The organism is Microvirga tunisiensis (genome assembly GCF_009296175.1).
Lineage (GTDB): Bacteria > Pseudomonadota > Alphaproteobacteria > Rhizobiales > Beijerinckiaceae > Microvirga > Microvirga tunisiensis.
Genome location: NZ_VOSK01000001.1, coordinates 210,521 through 233,824 on the forward strand (window position 1 = coordinate 210,521; position 23,304 = coordinate 233,824).

Here is a 23,304-nt window from a genome sequence, read left to right on the forward strand (position 1 = left end):
ATTACCGCAAACATCGAAGCGGCAATTAAGCAGGGTAAGGGTCAAGTCGGGCAGGTTCTGGAGGCGCTCTCTGAACGGGAGCGGTCTGATCTGCTCATTCACTTCCCCGAAATACTTGAGCGCCTTGCTGGAGCTCAGAATGTAGATGAGATGTCCGAGATTCTTCGCGGAGCTCGGACATTACTCTTGAAAGGTAGGTCAAGCTGCCGGTCTGATGGCGACATAGATCTGACCTTGCGGGCATTCGTGACTGCGCGAGTACCTGAGTCGAGGCAGCGGGACACCTGGGAAAAGCTGAAGGAGATAGAGAGCACTTCGAGGAAAGGCCTTCTTCCTCTAGCTTGGCTTTGGCTTAGGTATCGACTGTGCGTGAAGTGGTAGTTGAACCCATTCGCCACAAAAAAGGCCCGGAGGCTTCTCCGGGCCTTTTCGTTTCGTCTAAGGGGATCTGAGCCAATGAGGCTCCGATTAGTTCCAGTCCTCATCATCGTCGGCCGGGACTCCTGGGATCGCAGGACCGACCTCGTCTGCAGCTGTTGTTTCTGCCCCCGTGCCAAGGAGAGAGGCAATGAGCGGATCGGCCGCCTGTTCGTCGTGGCCTAGGGAATGTCCTGACGTAACAAGGTGTGCCTCCGCGAGGCCTGCGAAGGGATCATCGCTAGTCTGCGTTGTCTCGCTGTCTTCGTCGATCAGCAATTCAGACCCTTCAAACCCTCCGTTGTCTCGCGTCAAGGACTCGTGCGTAGACTCCTGGTAAGCTCCGTCGACTGAACCAGCGCTATCGTTGCTCGGCTGCTGCTCATCACCACCCAGTAATTCTGAATGAGCTGCGACATCCGCCGCCTCTCCTACGGGGTTAACCTCGTCAGAGCCCGAATCCGCGGCGGGGGTATCCGCGGTCTCGCCGCGAGTACGGCGCTTTGTGCCTCTGGCTGGTCCCGGCCGGCGCTGCGGCCTGATCTCCTCGATCGGAACCTCTAAGCTGGCGACACCGGCTAGCACGAGGGCGTCGGTTCTCTGGGAGATCAGAGCACGTACCGCGTCTTCGTTCAGGTTCCGCTCGTGCAGGATATCATGAAGAGACTTTTCGTAAGCATCCTTGGCGATCGAGATAATCGCGTTGATCTCTTCAATCAGAGTGTCATGATCGCGCCGGAGTTCCTCCATGCGTTGTTCGAACTCAGTCGAACTCTTGGTCAACGCCAGTTCCGCGGCGCGCAGCTTCAGAAGCGCTTCTTCAGCGCGGGCGAATTCTATTGGATTGAACATTTTTCTCTCTAGGGGATTGAAACCGTGAATGCCTCTGCAAGGCGAGTACAATCAGAGTCCCGACCGGTTGACTCTAGGCTCGCTCATTTCCTGGCTGCGTCCCCGCCTTAGTGGGCGAAAATCGGAAATAGCGTCAGACTTTCCTGCAATTTGGGTCAGCGTATTGCATTAGAAATTCATACTTCTGGGTGTTCGAACACACTGTCAAAGAAGCCTCACCAAACCCTGATCGGCCCAGTGTCGCAGTGACAGAATCCTGGATAGCGCCCGAGCCCGCCATACCGCATGCTCTGGACGTAATCGGCGACACGGCTCGCGGAGATCCCGTCGAGCACTATGTCACAGGCCTGACTGTGCAGATGATACGAGTTAAGAGCGGATCCTTCGGACCGAAGCAACTCGTTCGTTTTGACCGTCCGATATCCAGAGTTGATTAGAAGTGGACGCTCAAACCCAGATCCGCGCTGGATAGCCCACAGCAGGTGAAGCAGACGCGGATCCATCGGCATTACCTCATTCTCACGCCAATCACGTAGAATGTAGCAAGTTCGGTCATAGCCATACCGGTCATAGACTCCCTGGCGCCAGAAAATGGCTACGAGCTCCTCATGCGTATGCGGGTTGCGCAACCAGAGTCCGCGATCAGCAGGTAGACCGTTGTCGGTAAGTACCGATAGAGCGTCCATCTTGCGGAGCTCCGAGGGCGGGAAGCCGGTGGAGACGTCCGGTGCTGCGCCGAGCGCTCGCGTTGGTGAGACTGCTCCGAGGCCAAGTGATGCGAGCCCGGTCAAGATGGATCGCCGCGTCGGAGCAGGGTATGAATCTTTAAACACGACAAATTACTCTGTGGGACCTTAGCACCGTTTAGGCCATACGACGGAACCGGGACAGGTCTCTGAGAACGGTATCAAGGGTATCGTGGTACTTCGGGCTTGCTCGTTTTGTATGGTCGAGCGGGACGACGACGACTTGCCAGCCAGTGCTTTTCAATTGTGCAATTTCGGCCTGCTCGTCCAGGGGATGCTTCGCGCCTGTCGTGTAGATCGCTCCAATGTGAATGCCACGCTCGTCCCTGATGCACATTACATCATTGTAAAGTTCGGCTTCGAAACTATTGAGCCTTAGCGCACGAGTTAGCTCAGAAAGTGGGAACTTGGGCTCGAGCGCAGGGAAGCCCAACTCCGCCAGTCGAAGGTAATACTTCAGCACCTCTACGCCGGGGGTTTTGGCCGGGCTCATTTGCGCTGCGCGGAACGACGCGAAAACATCAGTTCGGTACTTGGCCCGAGTGATGACGACATTGAATCTCTTATCGCCCCCCGGTTGGTTAAGCGAACCAAAGTTTGCCGAGAGTTTCCCGTTGGCATCTCTCCCGTATGTGAGGGACAGCAGGACAATGTCGCGTTCGTCACCTTGAACGTGCTCCGCACTGCGGATGAAGAGCTCCGCGTCCGTCGTCAGGTTTAGCTGATCTATCGATAGGCCAGCTTCGGAAAGCCTTGCCTCAACCTTGGCCCGAATGAGATCCCGCTGACTGTCATTCATGGCGATTACGCCTAGGGAAAAGGTCGGGTTCTTTTGGGCATTCCTGACCACTTCTTGGGCGACAGCCTCTGCCTCGAGTTCATTGGTGTTTGTATCTCCTCGATCGTACACCGCGCCATCGACGTAATGAAGTTTGACGCCGATACTGGCGTTGGCGAAGGGAGAAGGGATTTGCGAAAGCCGTCTTTCGTAGAAAATTTGGTTGGAGACATAGATCAAGGAAGGATGAAGCGATCGATAGTGACGCTCTAGCATCGTGCTCGGCATATCGGACCGATCGGCAGCTTCTAGAAGGCTGGCCGGGGGATGGTTCGTATGGACGGAGTCCAAGCTCTTCTGGAAGGTAAGGCTCGGGCCCATCTGTTTGGAATCCCCGCACACAATGAGCTGTCTAGATGAGGCGATCGCAGCGGCGGCGGCCGCTAGGTTCATCTGCGAAGCCTCATCAATGATCAGGAGGTCAAAGCGCCAATCTGATGGGACGTGGAGCGCGAAAGCTGCTGGCGAGGTCATAAGGATGGGCCGAACCCGCTGGGCATCGGACTGTCGGAGAAGATTTGCGACACCGAGAACGCCTTCAGCTGAGATGTTTAGCTCGTCAGCAAGGGCGGCTCGGTCGAGCCGCGATCCATGAAGAGCTAGGATGCGGTTTTGGATCTCCGGAGCAGTTAGGCGCCGATGGACTGCATCAAGCGCGGTAATCTTCTCAGTCATGAATAGGACCGAGCGACCGTCCTTGAATGCGTTGACGATGATATTGGCTATCGTTTGGGACTTTCCCGTTCCCGGCGGACCCTGGATAACGAGATGCTCGCCACTTCTGCTGAGCGCGATAGCACGATCCTGTGATGCGTCGGCAGGCACGGTATGAATGTTTTCCGACGGAAGAGCAAAGGCCCCGACGTTCAGATGGCGTTTTGCGGCCGGCGGGCGATAACCTGGCCGAGTCGTCGCAATGAGACGCTGGAGAATATCGCTCTCAAGAATTTCCGGATGAACGGTGGGATCCGCTCTTCGACTCATGGCAAGACGGGCTTGGGAGAAGAGGCCGAGGACCGCTTCATCGATGACACTTCGGATGACAGCGCTTGCTCCGGATCTAAGATAAGGGATCGGATTATGGCGGAGCTGCTCAAGATCCAGCCCAGCTTTGCTCGCGAACGACTCGTTGATCTCGAGGTTGTCGTCCGCTGCTCGGATACGGAACTCCTTTCCGTGTTTAGAGACCGTTACAGGAAGGATCCAGAGGGGCGCATAGCGATCGCGGTCGTCCTTCGGCTCGCGCCAGCGGATGAGGTGTAGGCCGAGTTTCAGGGAGGAGATTCCCTGTTCTTCCATTAGAGTTGCATTGTCGGCCAGAATGGCCCGGAGCTTCTGGAGTACCAGAGCTGGATCTGTCCATGTCGCGAGCTCGTCATCGCCGATTGTGAGTTCCCGCCCTTCCGCTATCAGTTGGTCCTTGATGCGGCTGGCCGTCCCAGCGAACTTGATGACGCGAGCCCGATCATCGACCGGAAGATTAATGAGACGGTTCCTCAGGGAGAGGTCGAACATAGAGGATCGGAGGGCAGCCAAATCCTGCTCGAATGAGATCGAAGTCGTCATGGGGATCTCACGCGGCCATACGGAGGGAGGACAAGCGATCACGCCGGCTCTCAACGAGCTGAGTGATTGCCTTGGATTCCGCCATCACTTGATTGCAGATGGCCGGCGGAATGAAGTCGAAACGTTTTACGTCAGGCGACTTGTGGTCCCAGATGAACCAAGCATAGGCAACGGTGCCGGCCTTCTTCTTTTCGCCTTCCGGAACCTTGTCGCCGGGATGAATCACTCGATTTTTTACCATCGTGAGGCGTTTGCTGAAGATCCAGACGCGCGAGGGCGGAATCTTCGTATAGACATCATGGTACCGCTCCTGGCCCTCCAGTACGGCAAGGCGCATTAGGAGGGCGAGCTTGTTGCGCGTGACCGAATGTCCGATCTTCATGAACTCGGCCGGGAGGTCTTCTAGGTAAGGCGGGTTTGTAATGATGTTATCGGCCAGCTTTTGGCCTTGATCAGCATGTTCGCGGTACGAGGTAAAGTCGACTCCAGCGGTTCCGTAGCCCCGGCCGAACAGATCGGAGGAGTGAACCTTCATGCCCCGCGAGCGTAACGTCAGGCTGAGATAGCCTTCGCCGCAGGCTGGCTCCCAAACATTCCCTTGAAACTCCTCGACGGCGAGGAGGGCGAGGAGTGCCCAAGGAGGCGTGGGATAGTAGTCACCTTCAGAGGAATCCGCCTTGCGCTGAACCCGCGGCTGCGGAGCCAGTACGTATTCCTTTCCTGAAAGCTTCGACTTCTTTGTCTTCGGCATAGGGGTTTGAAATCTTTCTTGTCCGAAGTGCACACTCCGCCATCACGCCAAAGTACTCGGCGTGACGGCAGAGGCGCGGGATCGGGGGGCGAAGATTCACCAGGATCCCCGGTCCTTGAGATTCTTGATGTAGACGTTGTTGATTGTATCAGTGCTGAAGAGATCGTTGCTTACTCCGATCTGGTAGCTGACACACAAATGAGCTGCCCAAATGGCACCTTCGATTGGGGACGGTTCCCTCCCGGCGCTCTGCTTGGTCGAGAAATAGGCTTGCTTGAGGTAGCGGCCGAAGAACTGGTTCTTGCCAGTGATTGCGTCGATCGTCTCGTCGGCAGACTTCTTCATGACCTCGTCAGCCTGCTTGCTCACATAAGATCCGGTAGGGCCGATCGGCCCGGCCCAGTAGATGCGATAGGGCTTATTGTTGACGAAGAATTCGAACGCGTTTGCCGGGATGGAGAGCATGATTGTCTGCAAAGTGCCGGTAAAGCCAGTAACCTGCTTCATCTTTTCGGCACTGAGGGGAGACACGTCCTGCGATGTCCAGGCAGAAGTGGCAGCCTGATTGACTTCGTAGAAGAATTCACTGCTTCCCTTTAGCTCGGCGAGAACAACCTGACGGGCAGCTGAGATAAAACTGAAGGCGTTGCCGTCGCCATTCATCTGGCTGGAGAGCTTAGCGAACCATTGGGGATCAGTGATGTTGTTCTTGATCTCTGCAGCGATGGCTTGGACGATGCGCGCCCTTGCAGACCGAAACTCCTCCTTCTCCCGGGTCCGGATTGCATCGAGCCTTCGGGCTTCATTGGCTCGATTGTTAACCTCCATGTAGCGGGAGAGATTCCCGAAGAAGGCCTCTCCGATCGCTGCATTCGTTTCGTCGGGACCGCATGCCTTCTCGACGAAGGCTACACGGGCTGCTTCGCCGGACAGATCCTGCGCAGACACGGGGACAGCGTATGCCGCTGATGTAACTGTAAGGGCGACAAAAACTGCCCGTGACGTCAAATCCGGCTTGCTCAGCATGTTTTTCCTCATTGGGACCCAATCTAATGGGGTTTTGGTATTTCTGTGAGTCCCGCTTTGGCTTATAAATTCCTGAAAAGGAACCCCCATGAATCCTACAGATTCCGCCATAAGCTTTTGGTTTAAGCAAGTCTCAGATGTCTCCTATGCCCAGGCCTCACAGGGTCTGCAGTCTGGCGGTAGTTCGATCAATGGTTTTCTCCAGCAGGGCATGGGGATCGATTTTTGCTGGTCCTGTAACGTCTACAAGACGCTCTTTAATGGGATGGATGGGCTCATCCTGACCATGTATCGTCAATTGGTTGAGAATTCGCCTGAACTGATCACGCTGGCGACGATCATTGCCCTCCTGGCACTCTGCCTTAGGGTAGGGAAGATGATTGCGACGCCGTTCGCCGGGGATCACGGGCATGAGTGGCGGGATCTGTATGGTTTCCTGATCCGACTGGCAGTGGTCTACGTCGTCTTCTTGACCTCGGCGACGACTGCAGGGGTGTCACAGTCCCAAGCCGATCAAGGCAAGCTCGCTCCGGTCTCAGACCTCTTCATTATGGGACCACTGGCCTTGGGTACCGAGATCGGTTCGCTGCTCATGTCAGCGAGCTGTGATGTCGCCCGATCCGGGGGTGCAAATCTTGCGGTATGCCAGGGGGGCGACCAGCAGCCATCGGACATGAACGGCTATTCTCAGACCCACGTGTTTCAGGCGCAGAAGCTGCTGCTGGCCCTGCACCAGCTGGGTGTCAGCGGAATCGCGGCCGGGACCTGGATCGCGACACAGCTGCCGAGCACTCAGAATTCCGGCTGGATGATGTTGCTATCGTACATGATCGCTGGGCTCATTATGGCTGGAACATTCTTTATGCTCACCCTGACCTTCGGGTTCAGATATGTCGATGCACTGCTCAGGATGATGGTCGTATGCGCCCTAGCGCCGATCTTCTTCTTCCTGTGGATATTCGAGTCGACACGACATATTGCCCAGACGGCACTTCGGTCTGTGCTGACAGCAGGAGCGGCGTTCGCTGTGTCCGGGCTGGTCATCACCACAGCCGCCTTCATTTTGGACAGCGGCTTCAAGCAGGCGTTCGGCAGTCAAGGAGCGTCGGGGATGTTCAGCCCAGAGTTCTTCGCCAACATGCGGCCTGGGTCGAGCCAGTTCGACTGGATGTCCTATTTCTATCTGCTTGGGTGCGCGTTGATCGTTCAGGGGCTCGCGAAGGTGGTTTTCGATCTCTCGCAGCAGCTCTTCCAGACGGGAGCAGGGCTGACCGGAGTTGGTGCGCAGATGGAAGGTCAGGCCGGTGCAGGTGTGAACTTCGTTCGGAAGCAGACCGTCGGCCGTCTCGGAATTTAAAGGGTGGAGGTATCCTTGCGTCAGTGGTTGCTTTCGAGCAGTGGGAACCGGACCCTTTGCCAGGATGAGGTGACAGGCCTCTGGGCGATGGCGTTCGATCTTAACGGGCTTGTGTACGGCCAAGTAGGCCTAAAATCGATTTGCCGGAAGAGAGAGGCGAGGGTCATTGTCGGCCCATTCGCACACCTCTCTGCTTTTGTTGATACGCTTTGGGGTGTGAGGAGGAGGCACCTGGGCGAGGAAAGTGACGAATCCGTGGTTTTTCACCGCGTCGATGACGCAACGTTGGTTCGGGCTCCGGCAGAGGTTCCCTTTTTCAGGACTGCGAAGGATCCAATGCACCCATTCCTGGCTGCTGAGCTCCTGTGGCGGGCGCAGACGGCTCTGGATTCTGATGAGGACGTAGATTCAAGGCTGGCCATCGTAGAGCAGGGCTATGGCGGGCCACGGATCGATCCGAAGACCCGCGAGGAGTATGAGGAAGAAGCGGACTTTGACTTGCCGGCGGATGCGCTTGTTCCTGGTCCCAAGGCCCAGGTAAAAGGAGAGGCGATCCGGGTCCAGGTAGTTCCCGTATCGCCTGCGAAAGCGGAGGCGTGTGTTTCGTCTCTGCCTGTGCCCGCTGTATCAGGTTTGCGTGCATCTAGGACCGTTAATTCGCTGTCGGCTGCTCCGGTTTCTCCTGCTCCTGCTGAGAAGTCTCCTCCTGAGAAGGACAGTGCGCCGGGGCGCAGAACATCGGTCTCGATAGACTGGAGCAATCTGCCCGTGTGTGTGGTGGAGCAAAAGATCACCGCGGGCTTCTCATACCTGAAGGCAAAGCCGCGGATCGGTTGATGGGTGGAGGGTGAGCCTCCTGATGCTCCCGAAGCAAACCGGGCTCAGTGGGATATGAGCCCGGCCGCAGTGCGCGAAAGTTTAGGGCTTCACGATTACACGTGAGGTTCTCGTGCTCTTGCGGAGGCGTTGTTCCTCAGGTGGATACATCCAGGCATCATCGTCGAAGGGTTTCTGCTCGATGTAATAGGCCTGGTTGGTGAGGGGAACGAAGGTTTCCTTCCCGGCGACAGGTGCGTCGCTGACGTTTGCGCAACCTGCAAGTCCGAGACCCAAGAGAGCGAGCGTCACTGGCTTAATCATTGTTTTCCTTCCTGATGATGTAGACGTCGTTGATCCGGGTGCGTTCAAGATCAAGGAGCGGCCCGAGATCGCATTGCAATGACCAGGCAATGGTGAGAAGCCGGTCCAGAGTGGCATGGCGAGCCACCGTCGCGGATACACCCGCGAGATCGCGGTGCGAGGTATTCTTTGGATCGGTCGGAGGAAGGCGCGGATCCGATGTCATAACGCGCTTGTAGTCGTCGACGATTTTCTCGCACGCCTCCGTCTTAAACCGATCTCGCAGACTGCTTTCGGCCCGAGCTGATGGGACAGTGGAGACGAGCGGCGGTATAAACATAAGCGCCATCAAAAGGGGTGAGATTCTCATCTGATCCGGTTCGCGATTGATCTGATCTCATTCGTACCGGCAAATTCTGTCCGAACAACACATCAAATGCGGAGTGATCAACTTGTCGAGTTTTGGGTTAAGCGGAGGCACGCTGTTGGGCACTGAGGTTTCAGAGTTCCGGCCCCATTGGATTGCGTTCTCGAGAGCCGTGGTCATCTGGACGCTTGTCTTCGCATCTTTCGGATATCTGGGGGTGTTCGTTTCCGACTACCCTGATGCATTTAAGATTTGGATGGATGTCGCGCCCTGGGCCTCCTTGATTTTGTTGGCTGGCTTCGTGTTCGCCGTCCTGTCAGCATGGGTTCGATGGCGGTTTAGCATCCTGACGGTTTATGGAGGTCGCATCGAGTATCGGATCGGTTTCATCCGGGTTCGGCTGATGACGGTCCCTCTTCGTGAGATCGCCAACATGGAGGTAGCCCAAGGAGCAATGCAGCGAGTCCTTGGATTTGGCGATTTGGTTGTCGACATGAGAGGAGCGTCGTTGCTGCGGGTCTCGGACGTTGTGTCCGTCCAGCAGGTGATGGCGCTGATCAGGTCCAATCGGGACAGATTGTTAGCCGGTGATCGACTTTGAAAGGTCATGGGCTGCCCCGAAGGGGTGTCCGACCCACTCATGACAGGCGAGGATCGCGCGAGCTGACTTCTTGGGCTTAAGGGGGAATCGCGGCTCGACGAGACTGAGATCGACCGTCCATCTGTCAACACGACTGTTACGGGTATGCTCGGCCAAGGCCCTTTGTGCCTCTTTCCAGGCCATTTCCTCCTTTATACCGAAAACCTGAGCGTATCGAACGACGGCTCTTTGGAGACCCACCTGGCCATGAACCGCAAGCATGCGTCCGGGATGCATCATATCGTGGCAGTTACCACAGACAGGCCATAGGGCCTCTAGGCTTGCGGTTCCTTCCTTGTAGCGCCAACGTTCGTGTAGGTGGATTGAGCCAAAGTGATGTGTGCGGCGGTCAGGGTTGTCGGCATACATACACCGCGCGCCGGAGCGTAGCGCATCGGCCCGAATGGCTCCCCAGCAAGATCCCGTACACAGGCCGGCCAGGGAAATTCCCCACAAGGTCGTTGGGATAAGGCGGATGTCGGGACGTAAGGGGCTAATGGGGATACCCAAATCCTTATTGAAGGTCATTCTTGAGGTTCCGCTTAGAGGCAATCACGGATTCGCAACGGGATGGCCCCATCTCAGGATAGGATTCACCGGGAATCCTTGCGCCGGGATGGGATTTTCTCCCAGAAATAAAGGATTAAGGCCCTTGTCCGCGGGTAAAACGCCAGCAGATACTGCGAAAATGGCCTAGGCCACATTTGCTCCCTAATCCAGAGGAAAAGCTGCTAAAAATGGAACGATTGAGCAGAATAGGTTGAAGCCTTTGGCGAAGCAGGCGAAAGCAGGTAGGTGGCAGCCTCGGCGGAGCCATGCGGCCAGGGGAAGCCGTCCAAAGGGAATCCTTAAGGGCGCAAGTAGACTGTCATTATAAGATCCAGATTTGGGGAATTCAGTGGTCGATCACTCTGGAAAAAAGGGAACGGAAGTTCCGAAGGGTAAGAAGAGCGCAGCGAAAGGGCGGGCGGCCGCGAGGGCTCGAGGGTCGGCAAAAAACAGGGGATCGGAGGATGCGACAATTTCCGCGCAGCCCCTTGAACCCGCCGGGACCAGCCAAGGGTCGTCTGGCGTTCTAACGTCGCCACTGGTGAGTGGCCTGATGGGTATGTTCGGGACGCAGCCCAACACGGACGCGGCCGCAGGCACCGAAGCTGTTAAGTCCCAGCTGGCGTCTGTGATTGGTGAGACCGCTTCGCGGAACCTGACACCGCTTGAATCCTGTCTGATGCTGGGCATCGCAGTCGTCGGGCGCGCGATCGTGTCGGGCACTCTGCCCCGGACCCAGGACGAGCTCATGCAGATCTTGCAGCAGGGAGTTCCGTCGGTAGGCCCAACAGCCCAGCCGGCGCGCGTTGAGCGGGACGTGGCGCCGATTGACGAGGCGGATGTCGAAGCAATCCCGACGGCGGCAAGTGTCAAGGAGTCGATCGATGAGATCATCGCGAGGACGGTGTTCGACGACTACATCGTATCACTGATCGATGGCCGGCGGTTCCAGACCCTGACCAGGCATCTGCGGTCAGCTCACAATATGACGCCGGAGGATTACCGGAAGAGGTTTGGACTGCCTGAATCCTATCCGATGACGGCGAAGAACTTCCGTGAAAAGCGGCGGGAGAAATCTCTTCAGATTGCCCAGGAATCGACCATGGAGGATGTGCCGTTCTACCTGATCGGCGATCCGAACTACTCAACGATCGATGAGAAGTTCCCTGATCCAAGCGTTGATCAGATCGGGCGTCCAGTTGGCCGCCCGCCGACACGGGAGCGGGATACCGAAGGGCCGCTGCTCTCACAGGAAGCGGTCGACAGCATCCTGAGTGGCGTTTCTAAGAACGACCCCGACTTCCAGATCCTCTGGGACTATCGCGAGCGGATGTGGCCTAGCAACGAGAATGCGAAGGCAGGAGCCCGGGCTAGCGCACGTCGTCAGGGTTGAATGCGTTAGGATCCAACAAGCCCTCCGCGTCAGAATGCGCGGGTGGAAGCATGGTTGGAACCTGTGACTGCGCAACGCGGCGGGTCGGCATGGATTGCCGGCCCGTTTTGTTTTTTGTGGTCAGCCGGTGCTCGACCCAACTCGTAGCTCCGAGTGTGTCCTCTGCATCCGTTAAGGTTGAGGACGATTTGGCTTTCTGAGGCCCGACATCACGATCACTGGCGCCCAAGTCCGCGTCATGATCCACGTACGAGGTCGTAGCATTCGTGCTGAAGGCGTTGTCGAGCGTCTGGCATCCTCCGAGCGTCATGCAGGCGGCAAGAAGGGCGATGCGGACCTGTCCAGTTGTTGCGATCATCGAGATTCCACTGAAGCCAAATTCGTAAAGTGCAGGCTGGGCGTATCTGTTGGTTTATTGATCCCTTTTCGTTCGTGCAAGAATGACATCAGATGGAATTCTGCTTAGATGTTGGCAGCCTTCTTGGAAGCGAGGATTCCTATCAATGTTCTTTTCCGCAGCGCGACAGATTCGCCTCGGGTCAATCGCTTTTGCTGCAGCCGTTTTTGTCGCCGGATGCTCACAGAATTCGATAGAACCCGGAGACGTTCAGGCTGTGCGGGATTCCTACGAGGACGTGGTATCGTCCTTGAGTGACAATCCCGGTCAAGTCAGGGGCTTCTCCCTTGCTCTTTATCGCATCGCGGTTCCTGGAAAGTTCCCGGAGATTTCCGATGATTTCGACCCTTCCAAGCCCCTCCCGGTAGCGGTTGATCGCGGGGCGATGCCCGCAATTGGGACAGACACCTTTTTTGAAGCCATCGTCCAGGCCGCTCCGAAAGTTGCCGGGATGACGCCGGCAACCATCGTGAACAAGTATGTATCCGAAGATTCCATGTTGTTGAGCCGACAGGAGGCATGGGTCCGTGACTGGCAGGTTCGTAATCGGATTAGGGTGAGGAACGAGCGCCAAGAGGCCGAGCGGCGGCAACAGTTGCTATCGCAGTTCCATCCCATTCGACCGAGCTATTCATGGTGGCAGAGCAAGCCTGTGCTGCGCTTCTCGATTTTCAATCCTCTTGACGTGCCTCTAACCAAGGTCGGTATCGACCTGGATCTCTTTGATGCGAACGGTCAGGCTCTGGCATCAGGGTTTGTCGAGGGAGCTCTCCAGACCCCCTTGCAACCCGGCACCGAGACAACGGCAGCCTTTGATCTGTCTCGATATGAAGCATTCTCTAGGAGAGGCCTGCAGTCAGTGGTGGGTGGCTTCCAAGTTGTGCTGAAGGTCAAAAATGTTTGGTCAGGTCAGAAGAGCCTAATCGACACCAATAGTAATGTGGATGCCGTCGTTGAGGCCCGTCAGAACGCTGTCATCGATCTCCTGAGCAAAATCAGGGAAGCCCGCGAGAACTTGTCGAAGTTCCGTATTACCTTCGACGAGGGGAAGACATCATGAGGACCTGGGGCCTGGCTAGAGGAGTGTCGTGGAAGGCCGCCATCGTGGCGGCGATCTCTGCTCAACTCATCGCCGGCAGCCCGAGCTGGGCACTGGATAGTGAGACGGTGCGCTTGGACAAGGCGATCGCAGATGCTGGGGGCGAGGCGGCTGCCAGGGACATGTCGAATGCGCTCTTGACCATCTACGGGCGGCTGGCGTCCGAGGGGCTCACGACAAGTAGGGATGGCGCTGTGCCCGTGGCAAAGGACGGCGCGAGAGATGACATTTGTGGCTGTCGCTTCGGCCCGGATGGGCGAGCCATCCACCCTGAACTCTGTGAACCGATCGATCGGAGCGGAAGCGAGGATCTCGCGCGATCCGGGATCGTCCGGGTGATAACCCGTGAGCAGCTCGGGGCGACCCGTCAGTGCTTCAAGGAAGGATCCCCGCGATGCGTCATGGGAAGGAACCTCAAGTATGTCGGACTGCGCTGTTGCAGTGATTCAGATACGGAATTTCGAGCCATGGAGCGGGATCCGCACCTGGTGCTACTGGCGCCACTGCCTGTGGCTGACCGACTGTCTAGACTGCAGATAGGCAATGTTGAGAATCCCAAGCAACCATGGCAGGCCTGTGAAGTCGCGGTTGACCAAGAGCACTTTGCCCCGCCCGCGCGGTTGAACGGCTTCATTGCCCGGGCCATGCTGTATGCCGCCGACCGGTATAAGGTGCAGGTGGAGTATCCGCTTGGAACCTTGAAGAGGGTATCAGATCAAAACCCGCCTGAGGCTTGGGAGATGCGCCGGAACGAACTGATTGCTGAGATAAGTCGGTCATATCGCGTTGTTGGCCCCAATCGCTTCATTACGGAGGCCGCGAAAGCCAGCGGAGCCATCAGACCGGAGACGGTGCAAGGGCGGTAGAAGAGCCTACTGGAACTCGGCGCGGCAGCTGTCTTGTTGCCGCGCGACGCTCCGATTGGCTCGAGATAGCCTTAGGGTGTTGGAAACGAAAGAAGTATGATCTTCTGGAGATCGCTCCAGGTCACAAGTATGCCCGTAAAGGCGATGACGGCGACTGAGATGCCCGCCAATGCGTTCTCAACGCTGCGGCTCGCAGGCTTTTTAACGCAACTCTCAATGGCATAAAGCAGAATCCGCCCCCCGTCGAACAACGGGACGGGCAGGAGATTGACAAGAGCAAGGCCAAGGTTGAGGTGGGCGAGAAGCAGAAGGACGGTAAGCAGGGCCTCTTCGCTTTGAACCGCTTTGCCCGTGACATGAGCAATCCCGACTGGGCCAGAGAAGACCTCGATCGGATTGCCTCCCATGCTGTAGACCAGTGCCGGGATGTTGAAGATTCCGACAGAGGCGGAGACCATCTGCTTCATGGCGAGAACGAACGACTTGGGGAGGTCGGAGCGCGCATGTTCCCGGTTGAAGACCAGGCCATACTTGCCGTCAGCCTTCAGGACGTCGAGCTCCATCAGAGATCCGCTGCGGTCGAGTTGAAAGCGATCGATGCCGTCAGGATCGCCGAAGTGGCTCGCCGCATAGAGATCGTCGACGGACGAGATTGCCACTCCGTTAATCGAGACAATGCGGTCGCCCGGGTGAATGTCAGCCAATTGGGCTCCGCTGCCCGGAACAGTCGCAAGGATGGTGGTCGAGGACCAGGTAAGACCGGCATAGAAGACGGCGACGAAGAAAACGAATGATGCCAGGATATTGAAGCTCGGCCCGGCGAATGCAACGGTAATGCGGGAAAGGCCGGATGCTTTGCGGAAACTTTTCTCGCCGGTCTCCGCAAATCGCACATACCCGCCGAGCGGAAGGGCACGAATGGTCCAGAGATTGTGCTTCCCCTGGTCGCGCCGAAGCAGAGGGCCAAAGCCGATGGAGAACTCCTCAACCTTGATCCCCAGCCATCTGGCGACCCAGTAATGTCCTGCCTCATGGATTGTAACAACCACGGTCATGATGAACAGGAAGGGCAAAATCGTGATCAAAATGGTTTCGGCCATGATGGCTCCAAGGCGGACTAGTGGGGTTTGCTATCTATTTCTAATGGGGTTCTATGCCTGAGGTGAAGCGGTTTGTATAATGGCTTCACCCCTTTTGTGGGGTTTTAGATTCTACCCACATGATCCAGCGAGGACGTTTTGAACCAGTCGAACGATGAAGATCGGACCACAGGTCCAGACGAAGGCGGGGCTGATATTGACGAGGCCTATGAGGCGTCATCGGCCGGACATGACGCGACGTCTGCGGAAGCTGATCCAGCAGGTGACGCATCGAACATGGCTGAGCCTGAGTTTTCCGGGGAAGGGGCGGAGATGCTAAATTCGCCATCCCTCGACGTCACGGCGGACGGATCTTTAATGCCTCAGTCGGGCTTCCACGATGATCCGTACATCGAATTCGATAACGTCACTCGCAAGGAGATCATGCGGATGACGACGGACAATTCAATGAGATTCTATCAAGCCGTCGTGATCAAGGATCATGAGCTTTTGCCTATTGAGGAAGGAGCCCGACTGTTCGGAGCTGTCCTTCAGCACATTGTCATGGGGCTGAGCCAGACATTGAGTGACCAGGAGATGGGACTTCGGTTCGACGAATTCGCCAGGCGGCAGAACGGAGAAGACCCGTGGCATCTTTCTATCCGCCGTGAGCGGTTTCGTATTGAGACCTCACGAGGGGAAGGATGAGTGCCATGAACGATCCAGAGGTGATGCGGCACTTTATGAGCTCCCTGCCACGGGCCGGATTGGTCCGCCTTCTGGGTGAGTCAGGTGCTGGGCGGACCTCGGTGGCACTTAGGATTGCCGAGGCGCTGACCTCGGCATCAGGACACAGCTCGGGGAAATGCGTGGCCCTGATTGACACCTTGGGGCACGGTAAAGAAGCCCTTGAAGGCGTGCTTCCCAAGGCGCTCGATGCCGATCGCGTGGTCTACTACCAGGGCGCGGGGATGTGCACGGCGATGGGCGTGGCGAGGCATCTCTGCTTTAAGCCGGATATTGCCGTCGTGGTCATTGACGACTTATTAGGGCTTGATCCCGCAACCGGTCCTGAGGGTACTGGCTCGTTCGGATCGATGGTTCGCCGGCAGATCAACGTACTGGCGTCGGCCTGTCTGTCCCAGAATGTGCTCGGAATCTTAGTGGATCGGCTGTCACCTTCCTGGCTCTCAAGAGAACCTATCGGTTGTTCAACCTATATTGTGTCGGCTGTGAAGCATTCAGGAGTGGGCGGCCGCGGATATCAACTTCGCCGTGTTGGAAATATCGATCCGTCCCGACCAAGCGACGTGATCATTCCTGCTGTATCAATCGGAAATGAGCGGCTTGCGGAAGTTGCCTGAGCTGGCGGACTGCCACGGACTTCTACGGTGTACCTGACTTAAAAAAATGAAAGAGGGCGCGAACTCATTTCGGGCCCTCTTTCTGGCGTCTTCATCTTGCGGAGCATTCGAAGATTATGTGAAGGCCGCCATGGGCGAACGGTCAAACGTCGTTCTCGATCAGGTCATCAAGTGAATACTGGAAATCGGAGAGAGCCTCGAGGCCGGCTTCGAGCTCGGCATCATAGCGGTCGTTGGTGCTGTTGGGATCGATCTCGCGAGCAAACTCGGTCTCAAGATCCTCGATAGGGGATACGCGATGATTGCCGGTTAGGCGGGCAAGAACCTCATCTTCACGAGTTCTGCCGGAGAAGGCTGTGTCCACGGGAATGCTCCTATTGGGGTATTGGAATCTGATGTGTGAGCATCAGTTTAGTCTAATTTTCGCCATAAAGCACATCAGATTGCAAAGTGCTCGGTCAAAGGCCATTTACGGTAAAGAAGAGTATTTAACGTCCATGCGAGGCCTCGGCATTGCGGGGGCCTGCATAGCGCCGCCGGCGGACGGACTCTCCCTGGTGGGTCTCTGGTAAGCTCTTGTCTTTCCTTTCATTTTGCGAGCGGTCCGGCCCAAGTGCGGACGATCCTAGATGCCCTGCGGCGAGCCCCGCAATTGCACCAAACGCGGTGAGAATCTGCTGTGTATTAATGTGCGCTGGTGCGATTTCGACCCGGGCGTTAAGGGATTTGTCACCGGTTGCTCTAATAGTGCCCGGTTGCTCCGTGCGATGTCCGGCAGATCCGTTTTCCCGAGCCTTCAAAAGGACATCAAGGCTGTCGCGTAGAACGGCTTTACGGGTTTCTGGGACAAGAAGAGCACTCTCACGCTGGAGCTTCGTTTCGACGTTTGCGACGGCATCCTGCCGCTGAGCGACTGTCTCCAGCAGCTCGTCCTTTTTTGACTGAAGCTGTTGGGCTTCCACCGCGAGCTCCGAGACTGTCTTCAAGTTCTGGGCATATCGGGTGAGCAGCTGAAACGCTTGGCCGCTATTGATGATGGCGATGTTGTCGCGGCTGGTGGCCTGCTCTGATGTTTCGAGGAAACCCGGCTGCCGATTGGGCTGGCCGAAGAGGGCGGGGCGCTTGGTCAGGTTATCTAGGGTTTGTTCCGACCCGATCCGCTGCGCACTCATTTCGAGATTGGATAGGAATTGATCGGGCTGCCTCAGGAAACCGATCTCTCGAAGGGCTTGGGCGATCTCCGCATTATCCTGGATGAGGGTCCTAGAGCGAATCTCCCGTTCCTCACAGGCCCGGTCGATCAGGCCGGTCTTGCGGTCGGTCTCGTCCTTTTCCTCTTCCAGGCGCCGACGGGCTTCGATCAGATCGGCGTCAATGACCTCAAACAAAGCCTTCTTCAGTTCGGTGTCGAAGTCTGACTTGATGATGCGGTCAATGGTCGATTCCGCCCGATCAGGGGCAAGATGGCCTTCTTCTGCAATGATCTGGCTGATCTTAGCGACTGCCTCATGTCCATTCTGGAAAGCCGGCATGGCATCTCGACGCTTGGAAGCAGAATCTCCCAGATCAAGCTCGATGACGTTTAGCCCCGCCTCGCGGGCGCGGCTGACGAATGCCTTGTACCCGTCTTCACTGAAGATCAGGTCTGCAGTGACGGGCTTCTCCTGAGAGGTCATGGCCTTAGCCATGAGCTTCTCGAAATCCTGAGCATTCTTGCTGGAGTAGATTGGGCGTTCACCACGCTCAGGCATAGTGCCTTCACGGACGCCGGGACCAGCGATCATGCATGTCACGGCCCGAATGCCTTTGACAGTGCGGCCGATGCTCGTCCCTATCGCGTCATAGGTGAGGTCGACTAGGCGACGGTTAGACGTTTTCTTGGGCTTCAGCATATGCCAAGCGGCATTCCAGACGACGACCGTTCCGACCGCTGCGCCTGCCACGCCCAAAGTAGTTGGGGCAAGAGTTGCGAAGAGGCCGGCTCCAATAAGTTTGGTTGCTGCCACTTCGCCGATCGCTGTGATAGCGCCTGCTTTGAAGATTCCTCGTTTCAAGGTTGCCCCCGTTTTGATGCCTTCTATGAATTATACCTTTCCTTGATAAACGATGAAAACGATTAGATGGCTTGATCCCCTTTCTACGCCTCCACCGCGACCGAAACGACACCATCAATAGCCTCGACGCTCTGTATGAACTCAGCTGTCGGGTTCACTCGATTAAACAACGTCTTGATCTCGTTTTGCTGGGTTTCGTGACCGTCGGCAATAACAGGCCCAGCATTGAAGTAGACGAGGCGGTAGGTTCCGCCTTTCCCGTATAGACGGATCGAAGTCTTTACTTGGGTTTCAAGCTCTCGCGCTGGGGTTGCAGTCAGGCGGGAGTCTGCTTGAACGACTACAGCAGGGGATGAGGTTTTCCTTGCCTCATCGGGGGTCTGCCAACTGGACAGGACGCGCCCATCATTTCTGGAGACCAGTTGCAGAACCGCCACATCGCCAGCCTGTGGCGCTTTGGTCGGGCTCTCGGCAAAAGCCCGGATCCTGCCGGAACTGTCGCTGATGATGAGTTCCACGCCGGTCGCGTCTATGCCGGCAGGGCGGCGGTCTTTGGCCGGGTAGATCGCTTCGATTTGAGCAATGACCGTGAATGTCGTGTCATTTCGGACTTTGCCGACGGCTGATACCGGTGAGGCCGCAATCCGGTAGGAGAGGATCTTGTAGGCATCGGCCGGATGGTTTCTGAGGCGGAAGCCGATGGCCTTGGTTTCGGCTTCGATCTCCTCGGAGACAGCTTGAGGCGGCGGAGGGGGCAACTTGCCCTGAGCAAGCGCCTGGCGACGAAGGCGGCGTTCGGCGTCGATGGCCGTCTCGCTTTGGAGATCCTCGAAAAGAGAGGGCGCCGAGCGGTCGACCTTGCCGCCGGTCATGTCGGACACAATCTCCCGAAGATCAAAGCGCCGCTCCCGGCTGCTGTGGTCAATGAGTGGATCGAAGGCGCCGGCATCTATGAGGGTGACGATCTGAGCCCGGTTGAGCCCAGTCTCGAACAGGCGAGCTACGGCGTCTGAAGCAGATCGGAACGGACCTTGAAGCGTCCGGTTACGCACGACGTCTGCTGCCGTAGAGCCACTGATGCCAGATAGGCCGGCGAGGGGAAAGCGGATGGCGTGATTACCCTCAGGATCGAAGGTGGCGGTCGAGACGTTGATGTCGGGCGGTAAAACAGCAATCCCGAGCCGCTCGGCCTCCCGTACCACCGCTTCCAGCTTATCCGCATCGCTGCGATCGTAATCCATGTTGGCGGCCATGAAGGCGACCGTATGGTGGGTTTTAAGCCAAGCCGTGATCCAGGAGATCCGCGCATAGGCCGCGGCATGGCTCTTGTTGAAGCCATAATCGGCGAACTTCTCCACGGTATCGAAGAGGCTTGCGCCTTGATCCCTAGGAATGCCGGAGTGACTTTCACAGCGCGAAATGAACTGGTCACGATTGCGCTTGAGCTCGTCCGCCTACTTCTTGCCGATAGCACGGCGTAGAACGTCCGCTTCTCCCAGAGAGTAGCCAGCGAGGACCCGGGCGGCCTCCATGATCTGCTCCTGATAGACCATGATGCCGTACGTCTCTTTTAGCACGGGCTCTAGTTTGGGATGAGGATACTCGACCGAGGTCCTGCCCGCTTTACGCTCGGCATAGAGGGGAATTTGATCCATCGGGCCGGGTCGGTACAGGGACACGAGGGCGACAATATCCTCAAAGGTGTTCGGCCTGATCTTCTTCAAGGCGCTGGTCATGCCCGGTGACTCCAGCTGAAAGACGCGCTGGGTTCGACCCTCATTGAGGTGCTTAAAGACGAGTTCGTCTTCGTAGGGAATAGAGTAGGGGTCGATCTCGATACCCTGAGACGCCAGGATGTTCTTGGTCCGGGTGATGACGGTCAGGGTTTTCAGACCGAGGAAGTCGAACTTCACCAGCCCGGTTTTCTCAATCGGGCCCATGTCGAACTGGGTCACAGGGACGATGCGTCCCTCGTCGAGCACGCCCATGACAGGCGTGGTCTCGGGCAAGGGCTCATCGGAAATCACGATGCCAGCGGCGTGCTTGGTGGCGTTGTCGAGAACGCCTTCAAGCTGCTCGGCGATGGACATAGCATCATCGAGCTCGATATTGTCGGCAAGAGCGTCCTTGACGGCTTGCTCCTCCCGGAAGCTCCTCAGGCCGTCACCCTTTTCCGGGAACTTCTTGGTGAATGAATCCGCCATGCCAGCCGGGATGCCGATGGCTCGGGCCGTGGCCTTGAAGGCGCCCCGGCCCTTTAGCGTGTTGTAGGCGGCGATATGGGCGACGTGATCGGCCCCATACTTGGCACGGACATAATCGAGAACTTCGTCGCGACGCCGTTCGCAGAAGTCCACATCGAAGTCCGGCAGTGAGATACGCTCAGGGTTGATGAACCGCTCGAAAAGAAGGCCCCAGCGGAGCGGGTCGAGCTCGGTAATCCCGAGCGACCAGGCGACGAGCGATCCCGCACCGGAGCCACGACCGGGTCCGACTGGGATATCATTGTGTCTGGACCAATTGATGAAGTCGGCGACGATCAGAAAATAGCCGGAGAAACCCAGTTTGGTGATGTGACCAAGCTCGATCCGCAGTCGCTCTTCATAGTCTGCGCGGCGCTCCTCCATATAGGGATTCTGCTGAAACAGGCGTTCGAGCCCTTGTTGGGCTGCCGTGACAACAGCTGCGTTCTCATCCGCGACGCCTGGAGCGTGGGGCAGGCGGGGCTTGGATTCGATGACAGCGAAGTTGCCCAACATGAGAACGGACAGCGTGTTCTCAATTAGCGAGGCAGACTCCGCGAACAGAGCTTCGAATTCGTCAACGGACTTGAGATGCGAGCCCACGGGAGGAGCGGGAAAACCTGGGTCCTTGATCGTTGACTTGGCGGTTCCGTCGGCCGCGAACGTGAGGACGTTAAGGGCGACCCGATCTGCTTCGCTGGAGTGGCGTGCGGGGCTGATGGCGATTCCGGGAATGCGGTAATGCAGACACCATTGGGCGAGGAGTGCCTCGCGATCGGTGTCGCTGGCGCCCATCTCCAAATGCCGGTCGAATGCGACTGCCAATTGATCGCCAAAGACGGAGACCAGGCCCTTGAGAAACTTCTCGCCGGTTTCGACCCGATTCTGAAGAATGGCTTGGTCGATAGGGCCTTCGATCCCTCCAGTGGTGGCAAAGAGGCCGTCGGCATACGCAGCCAGATCCTCGAGCTCGATAAGGCTGCCCTTGCGCTTGTTGAAGAAACAGCTGTTGAGGCGAAGCAGGTTTTGCCAGCCAACAGCGTTCATCACATGGAGGGTGATGTAGCCGGAGGTGATCGGATCTCCGAACCGGAACCGCTCACCGATGACAGGCTTGAGGCCGGCGGCGATCGCGGCCTTGCTGAATTCAAGAGATCCGGCAAGGGACTGGCGATCCGCGATCCCGATCATGAAATGTCCGCGCTCCTTGGCGAGAGACACGAGCTTTTTCGGTGAAAGGGTGGAGCGGTGATGATGGCTGAAATGGGATTCGCAGGCGAGGAGCATCGGGAGGGTCACGCTTTATCAGGATGCTTGCTTGGCAAGCCAAGCGAGCATTTCGTCGTGCTTGTCGTAGTCGTCATGGCTGAGGTTCATCAGCGGAAGGCCGTGGTTGACCGGGACAAACACCTTTGAAGCTGGGGCGGACGACTTCGTGCTCGTGAAGTCGAGCTGTCGTTCGGTCATCATGGTGGCATAGACTTGGGCGAGCAGGATGCAATCGACGAGGGCGTCATGCTTCTTCGACCGGTCGGCGGAGATGAACTTCGGGTCGATCCCGGCCTCGCGGCAGGTGCGTTCGAGCGATGCCGTATCGCCCTGGATCATCAGGCGCCGGCAGAGGGCGTCGAGACTAACGGGCTGACCGGGCCACCGCTCGCGGGCGATGTCGATGGTATCAACGGCGTCATAGGGGAAGAGCTGACCAATCCGCTTGCACTCGGCGCCAAGGAAACTGAGGTCGAAGCGCTTGTTCTGAATGACCAGAACACTGTCACCGATGAAGTCGAGCAGCTGGTCGTGAATCTCCTCATACCGGGGCGCGCGAGCTGCATCCTCGTTGGTGATCCGATGGATCTGATAGCTGTCGTAGGTGATCGGGCGGCCTTCTGGGTTAACGAGAGTGTTGAAAGTTCTCCCCGTCAGTCGGAAGTCGGCCATCTCGACACAGGCGATCTGGACGATGCGGTCCCCGTCTTCGGCCGACAGGCCGGTCGTCTCGGTATCAAGGGTCACATGGTAGAGAGGCATGGAGATTCCGTCGGCTTGCAGAAAAAAACGAGGAGTTTGGCGACTCCTCGTTTTGGTAGGTTTCAGGAGGCCCGGATGGGCTATGCTGCCTCTTGCTGGCGATCTTCCCAGTCGCGAATGTTGAGCGAGAGGTAGGGATTGCCGTTTCTGCCCGTGTACTCCCAGATCGAGACCCGCTTTTTGACCACGAGATCGTCGTTCACGCGCCCTGCAACCAGGCCGGTGTAACGAGGGCGGTTCTTGGCCACATCCTCTTCCTGCTCGGTTGCAGAGTTCTTCTTTTGGTCGAAGACTGTGCCGGAGAAGGTAAATCCTGTCTGCTTGCCGACGAACTTGATGCGCCGGCCTTGGGCCGGGCCGTTCTTGGTATTGATCTCAGTCTGGGGCTCGATAACGACGCGGTATTCCTCGCCGTCGATGTCCATCTGACTGCCGCTGTATTCCCCTTCGTCGCCCTGGCGCGTGTTCTTCCACGCGTTTCCCGTATTTGGCTTCGGAGTGTAATTGGACACTGAAAGATTCTCCTTAATGGATTTTGGCCTATCAGGCC

Annotated in this window: 22 protein-coding genes; 8 read left to right on the forward strand and 14 right to left on the reverse strand. The window is 57.1% G+C overall.

Going from position 1 to position 23,304, the window contains the following annotated elements; translation table 11 throughout:
- Nucleotides 1–468: 468 nt before the first annotated feature.
- From FS320_RS00970 to FS320_RS00990, 5 genes are all read right to left on the reverse strand, one after another.
- Entirely contained in the window at nt 469–1,269 is an 801-nt protein-coding gene (locus FS320_RS00970) for a hypothetical protein (protein WP_152708723.1), read from the reverse strand.
- A 215-nt stretch (nt 1,270–1,484) separates the two neighbouring features.
- Nucleotides 1,485–1,955, reverse strand: coding sequence for a YcbK family protein (locus FS320_RS50600; RefSeq protein WP_152708724.1), 471 nt, complete (start codon nt 1,953–1,955; stop codon nt 1,485–1,487).
- A gap of 178 nt (nt 1,956–2,133) precedes the next feature.
- Nucleotides 2,134–4,419 carry a DEAD/DEAH box helicase gene (locus tag FS320_RS00980; protein ID WP_152708725.1) on the reverse strand — a complete coding sequence of 762 codons (2,286 nt, stop codon included), beginning with the start codon at nt 4,417–4,419 and terminating at the stop codon, nt 2,134–2,136.
- A gap of 7 nt (nt 4,420–4,426) precedes the next feature.
- A complete protein-coding gene (locus FS320_RS00985; protein WP_152708726.1) occupies nt 4,427–5,203 on the reverse strand; it encodes a hypothetical protein in 777 nt (258 codons plus the stop codon).
- Between the two features lie 63 nt (nt 5,204–5,266).
- Nucleotides 5,267–6,196 (reverse strand): hypothetical protein, encoded by a 930-nt coding sequence (locus FS320_RS00990; RefSeq protein ID WP_152708727.1) that lies wholly within the window; start codon nt 6,194–6,196, stop codon nt 5,267–5,269.
- A gap of 88 nt (nt 6,197–6,284) precedes the next feature.
- Here FS320_RS00990 and FS320_RS00995 point away from each other — a divergent pair, with 88 nt between their 5' ends.
- Together FS320_RS00995 and FS320_RS01000 are read left to right on the forward strand one after the other, a co-directional pair.
- Entirely contained in the window at nt 6,285–7,553 is a 1,269-nt protein-coding gene (locus FS320_RS00995; RefSeq protein ID WP_152708728.1) for a hypothetical protein, read from the forward strand.
- A gap of 69 nt (nt 7,554–7,622) precedes the next feature.
- Entirely contained in the window at nt 7,623–8,390 is a 768-nt protein-coding gene (locus FS320_RS01000) for a hypothetical protein (RefSeq protein WP_152708729.1), read from the forward strand.
- An 81-nt stretch (nt 8,391–8,471) separates the two neighbouring features.
- On the opposite strand, the gene FS320_RS01005 is transcribed toward FS320_RS01000, so the two are convergent.
- Nucleotides 8,472–8,693, reverse strand: coding sequence for a hypothetical protein (locus FS320_RS01005; RefSeq protein ID WP_152708730.1), 222 nt, complete (start codon nt 8,691–8,693; stop codon nt 8,472–8,474).
- Nucleotides 8,686–9,012 carry a hypothetical protein gene (locus tag FS320_RS01010; protein ID WP_152708731.1) on the reverse strand — a complete coding sequence of 109 codons (327 nt, stop codon included), beginning with the start codon at nt 9,010–9,012 and terminating at the stop codon, nt 8,686–8,688. The genes FS320_RS01005 and FS320_RS01010 overlap by 8 nt, the downstream gene beginning before the upstream one ends.
- 145 nt (nt 9,013–9,157) lie before the next feature.
- Here FS320_RS01010 and FS320_RS01015 point away from each other — a divergent pair, with 145 nt between their 5' ends.
- From FS320_RS01015 to FS320_RS01030, 4 genes are all read left to right on the forward strand, one after another.
- On the forward strand, nt 9,158–9,640 hold the full coding sequence (locus FS320_RS01015) for a PH domain-containing protein (RefSeq protein ID WP_152708732.1): 483 nt from the start codon (nt 9,158–9,160) through the stop codon (nt 9,638–9,640).
- A 1,141-nt stretch (nt 9,641–10,781) separates the two neighbouring features.
- Nucleotides 10,782–11,621, forward strand: a complete 840-nt coding sequence (locus FS320_RS01020) for a MucR family transcriptional regulator (protein ID WP_152708733.1) — start codon at nt 10,782–10,784, stop codon at nt 11,619–11,621.
- 503 nt (nt 11,622–12,124) lie between these two features.
- Nucleotides 12,125–13,078, forward strand: a complete 954-nt coding sequence (locus FS320_RS01025; RefSeq protein WP_152708734.1) for a hypothetical protein — start codon at nt 12,125–12,127, stop codon at nt 13,076–13,078.
- Between the two features lie 44 nt (nt 13,079–13,122).
- Complete coding sequence (locus FS320_RS01030; RefSeq protein WP_152708735.1) at nt 13,123–13,983, forward strand: hypothetical protein; 861 nt, start codon at nt 13,123–13,125, stop codon at nt 13,981–13,983.
- A 71-nt stretch (nt 13,984–14,054) separates the two neighbouring features.
- On the opposite strand, the gene FS320_RS01035 is transcribed toward FS320_RS01030, so the two are convergent.
- Nucleotides 14,055–15,083, reverse strand: coding sequence for a M50 family metallopeptidase (locus tag FS320_RS01035; RefSeq protein WP_152708736.1), 1,029 nt, complete (start codon nt 15,081–15,083; stop codon nt 14,055–14,057).
- A gap of 138 nt (nt 15,084–15,221) precedes the next feature.
- Here FS320_RS01035 and FS320_RS01040 point away from each other — a divergent pair, with 138 nt between their 5' ends.
- Together FS320_RS01040 and FS320_RS01045 are read left to right on the forward strand one after the other, a co-directional pair.
- Nucleotides 15,222–15,770 (forward strand): hypothetical protein, encoded by a 549-nt coding sequence (locus tag FS320_RS01040; RefSeq protein ID WP_152708737.1) that lies wholly within the window; start codon nt 15,222–15,224, stop codon nt 15,768–15,770.
- A 5-nt stretch (nt 15,771–15,775) separates the two neighbouring features.
- Nucleotides 15,776–16,426, forward strand: coding sequence for a hypothetical protein (locus tag FS320_RS01045; protein WP_152708738.1), 651 nt, complete (start codon nt 15,776–15,778; stop codon nt 16,424–16,426).
- 142 nt (nt 16,427–16,568) lie between these two features.
- Here FS320_RS01045 and FS320_RS01050 read toward each other — a convergent pair whose 3' ends face one another.
- From FS320_RS01050 to FS320_RS01075, 6 genes are all read right to left on the reverse strand, one after another.
- The gene (locus FS320_RS01050; protein ID WP_152708739.1) at nt 16,569–16,790 is read right to left on the reverse strand and encodes a hypothetical protein; all 222 of its coding nucleotides are present in this window, start codon (nt 16,788–16,790) and stop codon (nt 16,569–16,571) included.
- Nucleotides 16,791–16,914: 124 nt separating this feature from the next.
- Nucleotides 16,915–18,318, reverse strand: coding sequence for a hypothetical protein (locus FS320_RS01055; RefSeq protein WP_152708740.1), 1,404 nt, complete (start codon nt 18,316–18,318; stop codon nt 16,915–16,917).
- 245 nt (nt 18,319–18,563) lie between these two features.
- Entirely contained in the window at nt 18,564–19,838 is a 1,275-nt protein-coding gene (locus FS320_RS01060; protein ID WP_152708741.1) for a helix-hairpin-helix domain-containing protein, read from the reverse strand.
- A gap of 96 nt (nt 19,839–19,934) precedes the next feature.
- Nucleotides 19,935–22,022: a DNA polymerase III subunit alpha gene (gene dnaE / locus FS320_RS01065; protein ID WP_152708742.1), complete on the reverse strand. Its 2,088-nt coding sequence runs from the start codon at nt 22,020–22,022 to the stop codon at nt 19,935–19,937.
- Nucleotides 22,023–22,028: 6 nt separating this feature from the next.
- On the reverse strand, nt 22,029–22,754 hold the full coding sequence (locus FS320_RS01070; protein WP_152708743.1) for an exonuclease domain-containing protein: 726 nt from the start codon (nt 22,752–22,754) through the stop codon (nt 22,029–22,031).
- An 80-nt stretch (nt 22,755–22,834) separates the two neighbouring features.
- Nucleotides 22,835–23,266, reverse strand: coding sequence for a hypothetical protein (locus FS320_RS01075; protein WP_152708744.1), 432 nt, complete (start codon nt 23,264–23,266; stop codon nt 22,835–22,837).
- Between the last annotated feature and the right edge of the window lie 38 nt (nt 23,267–23,304).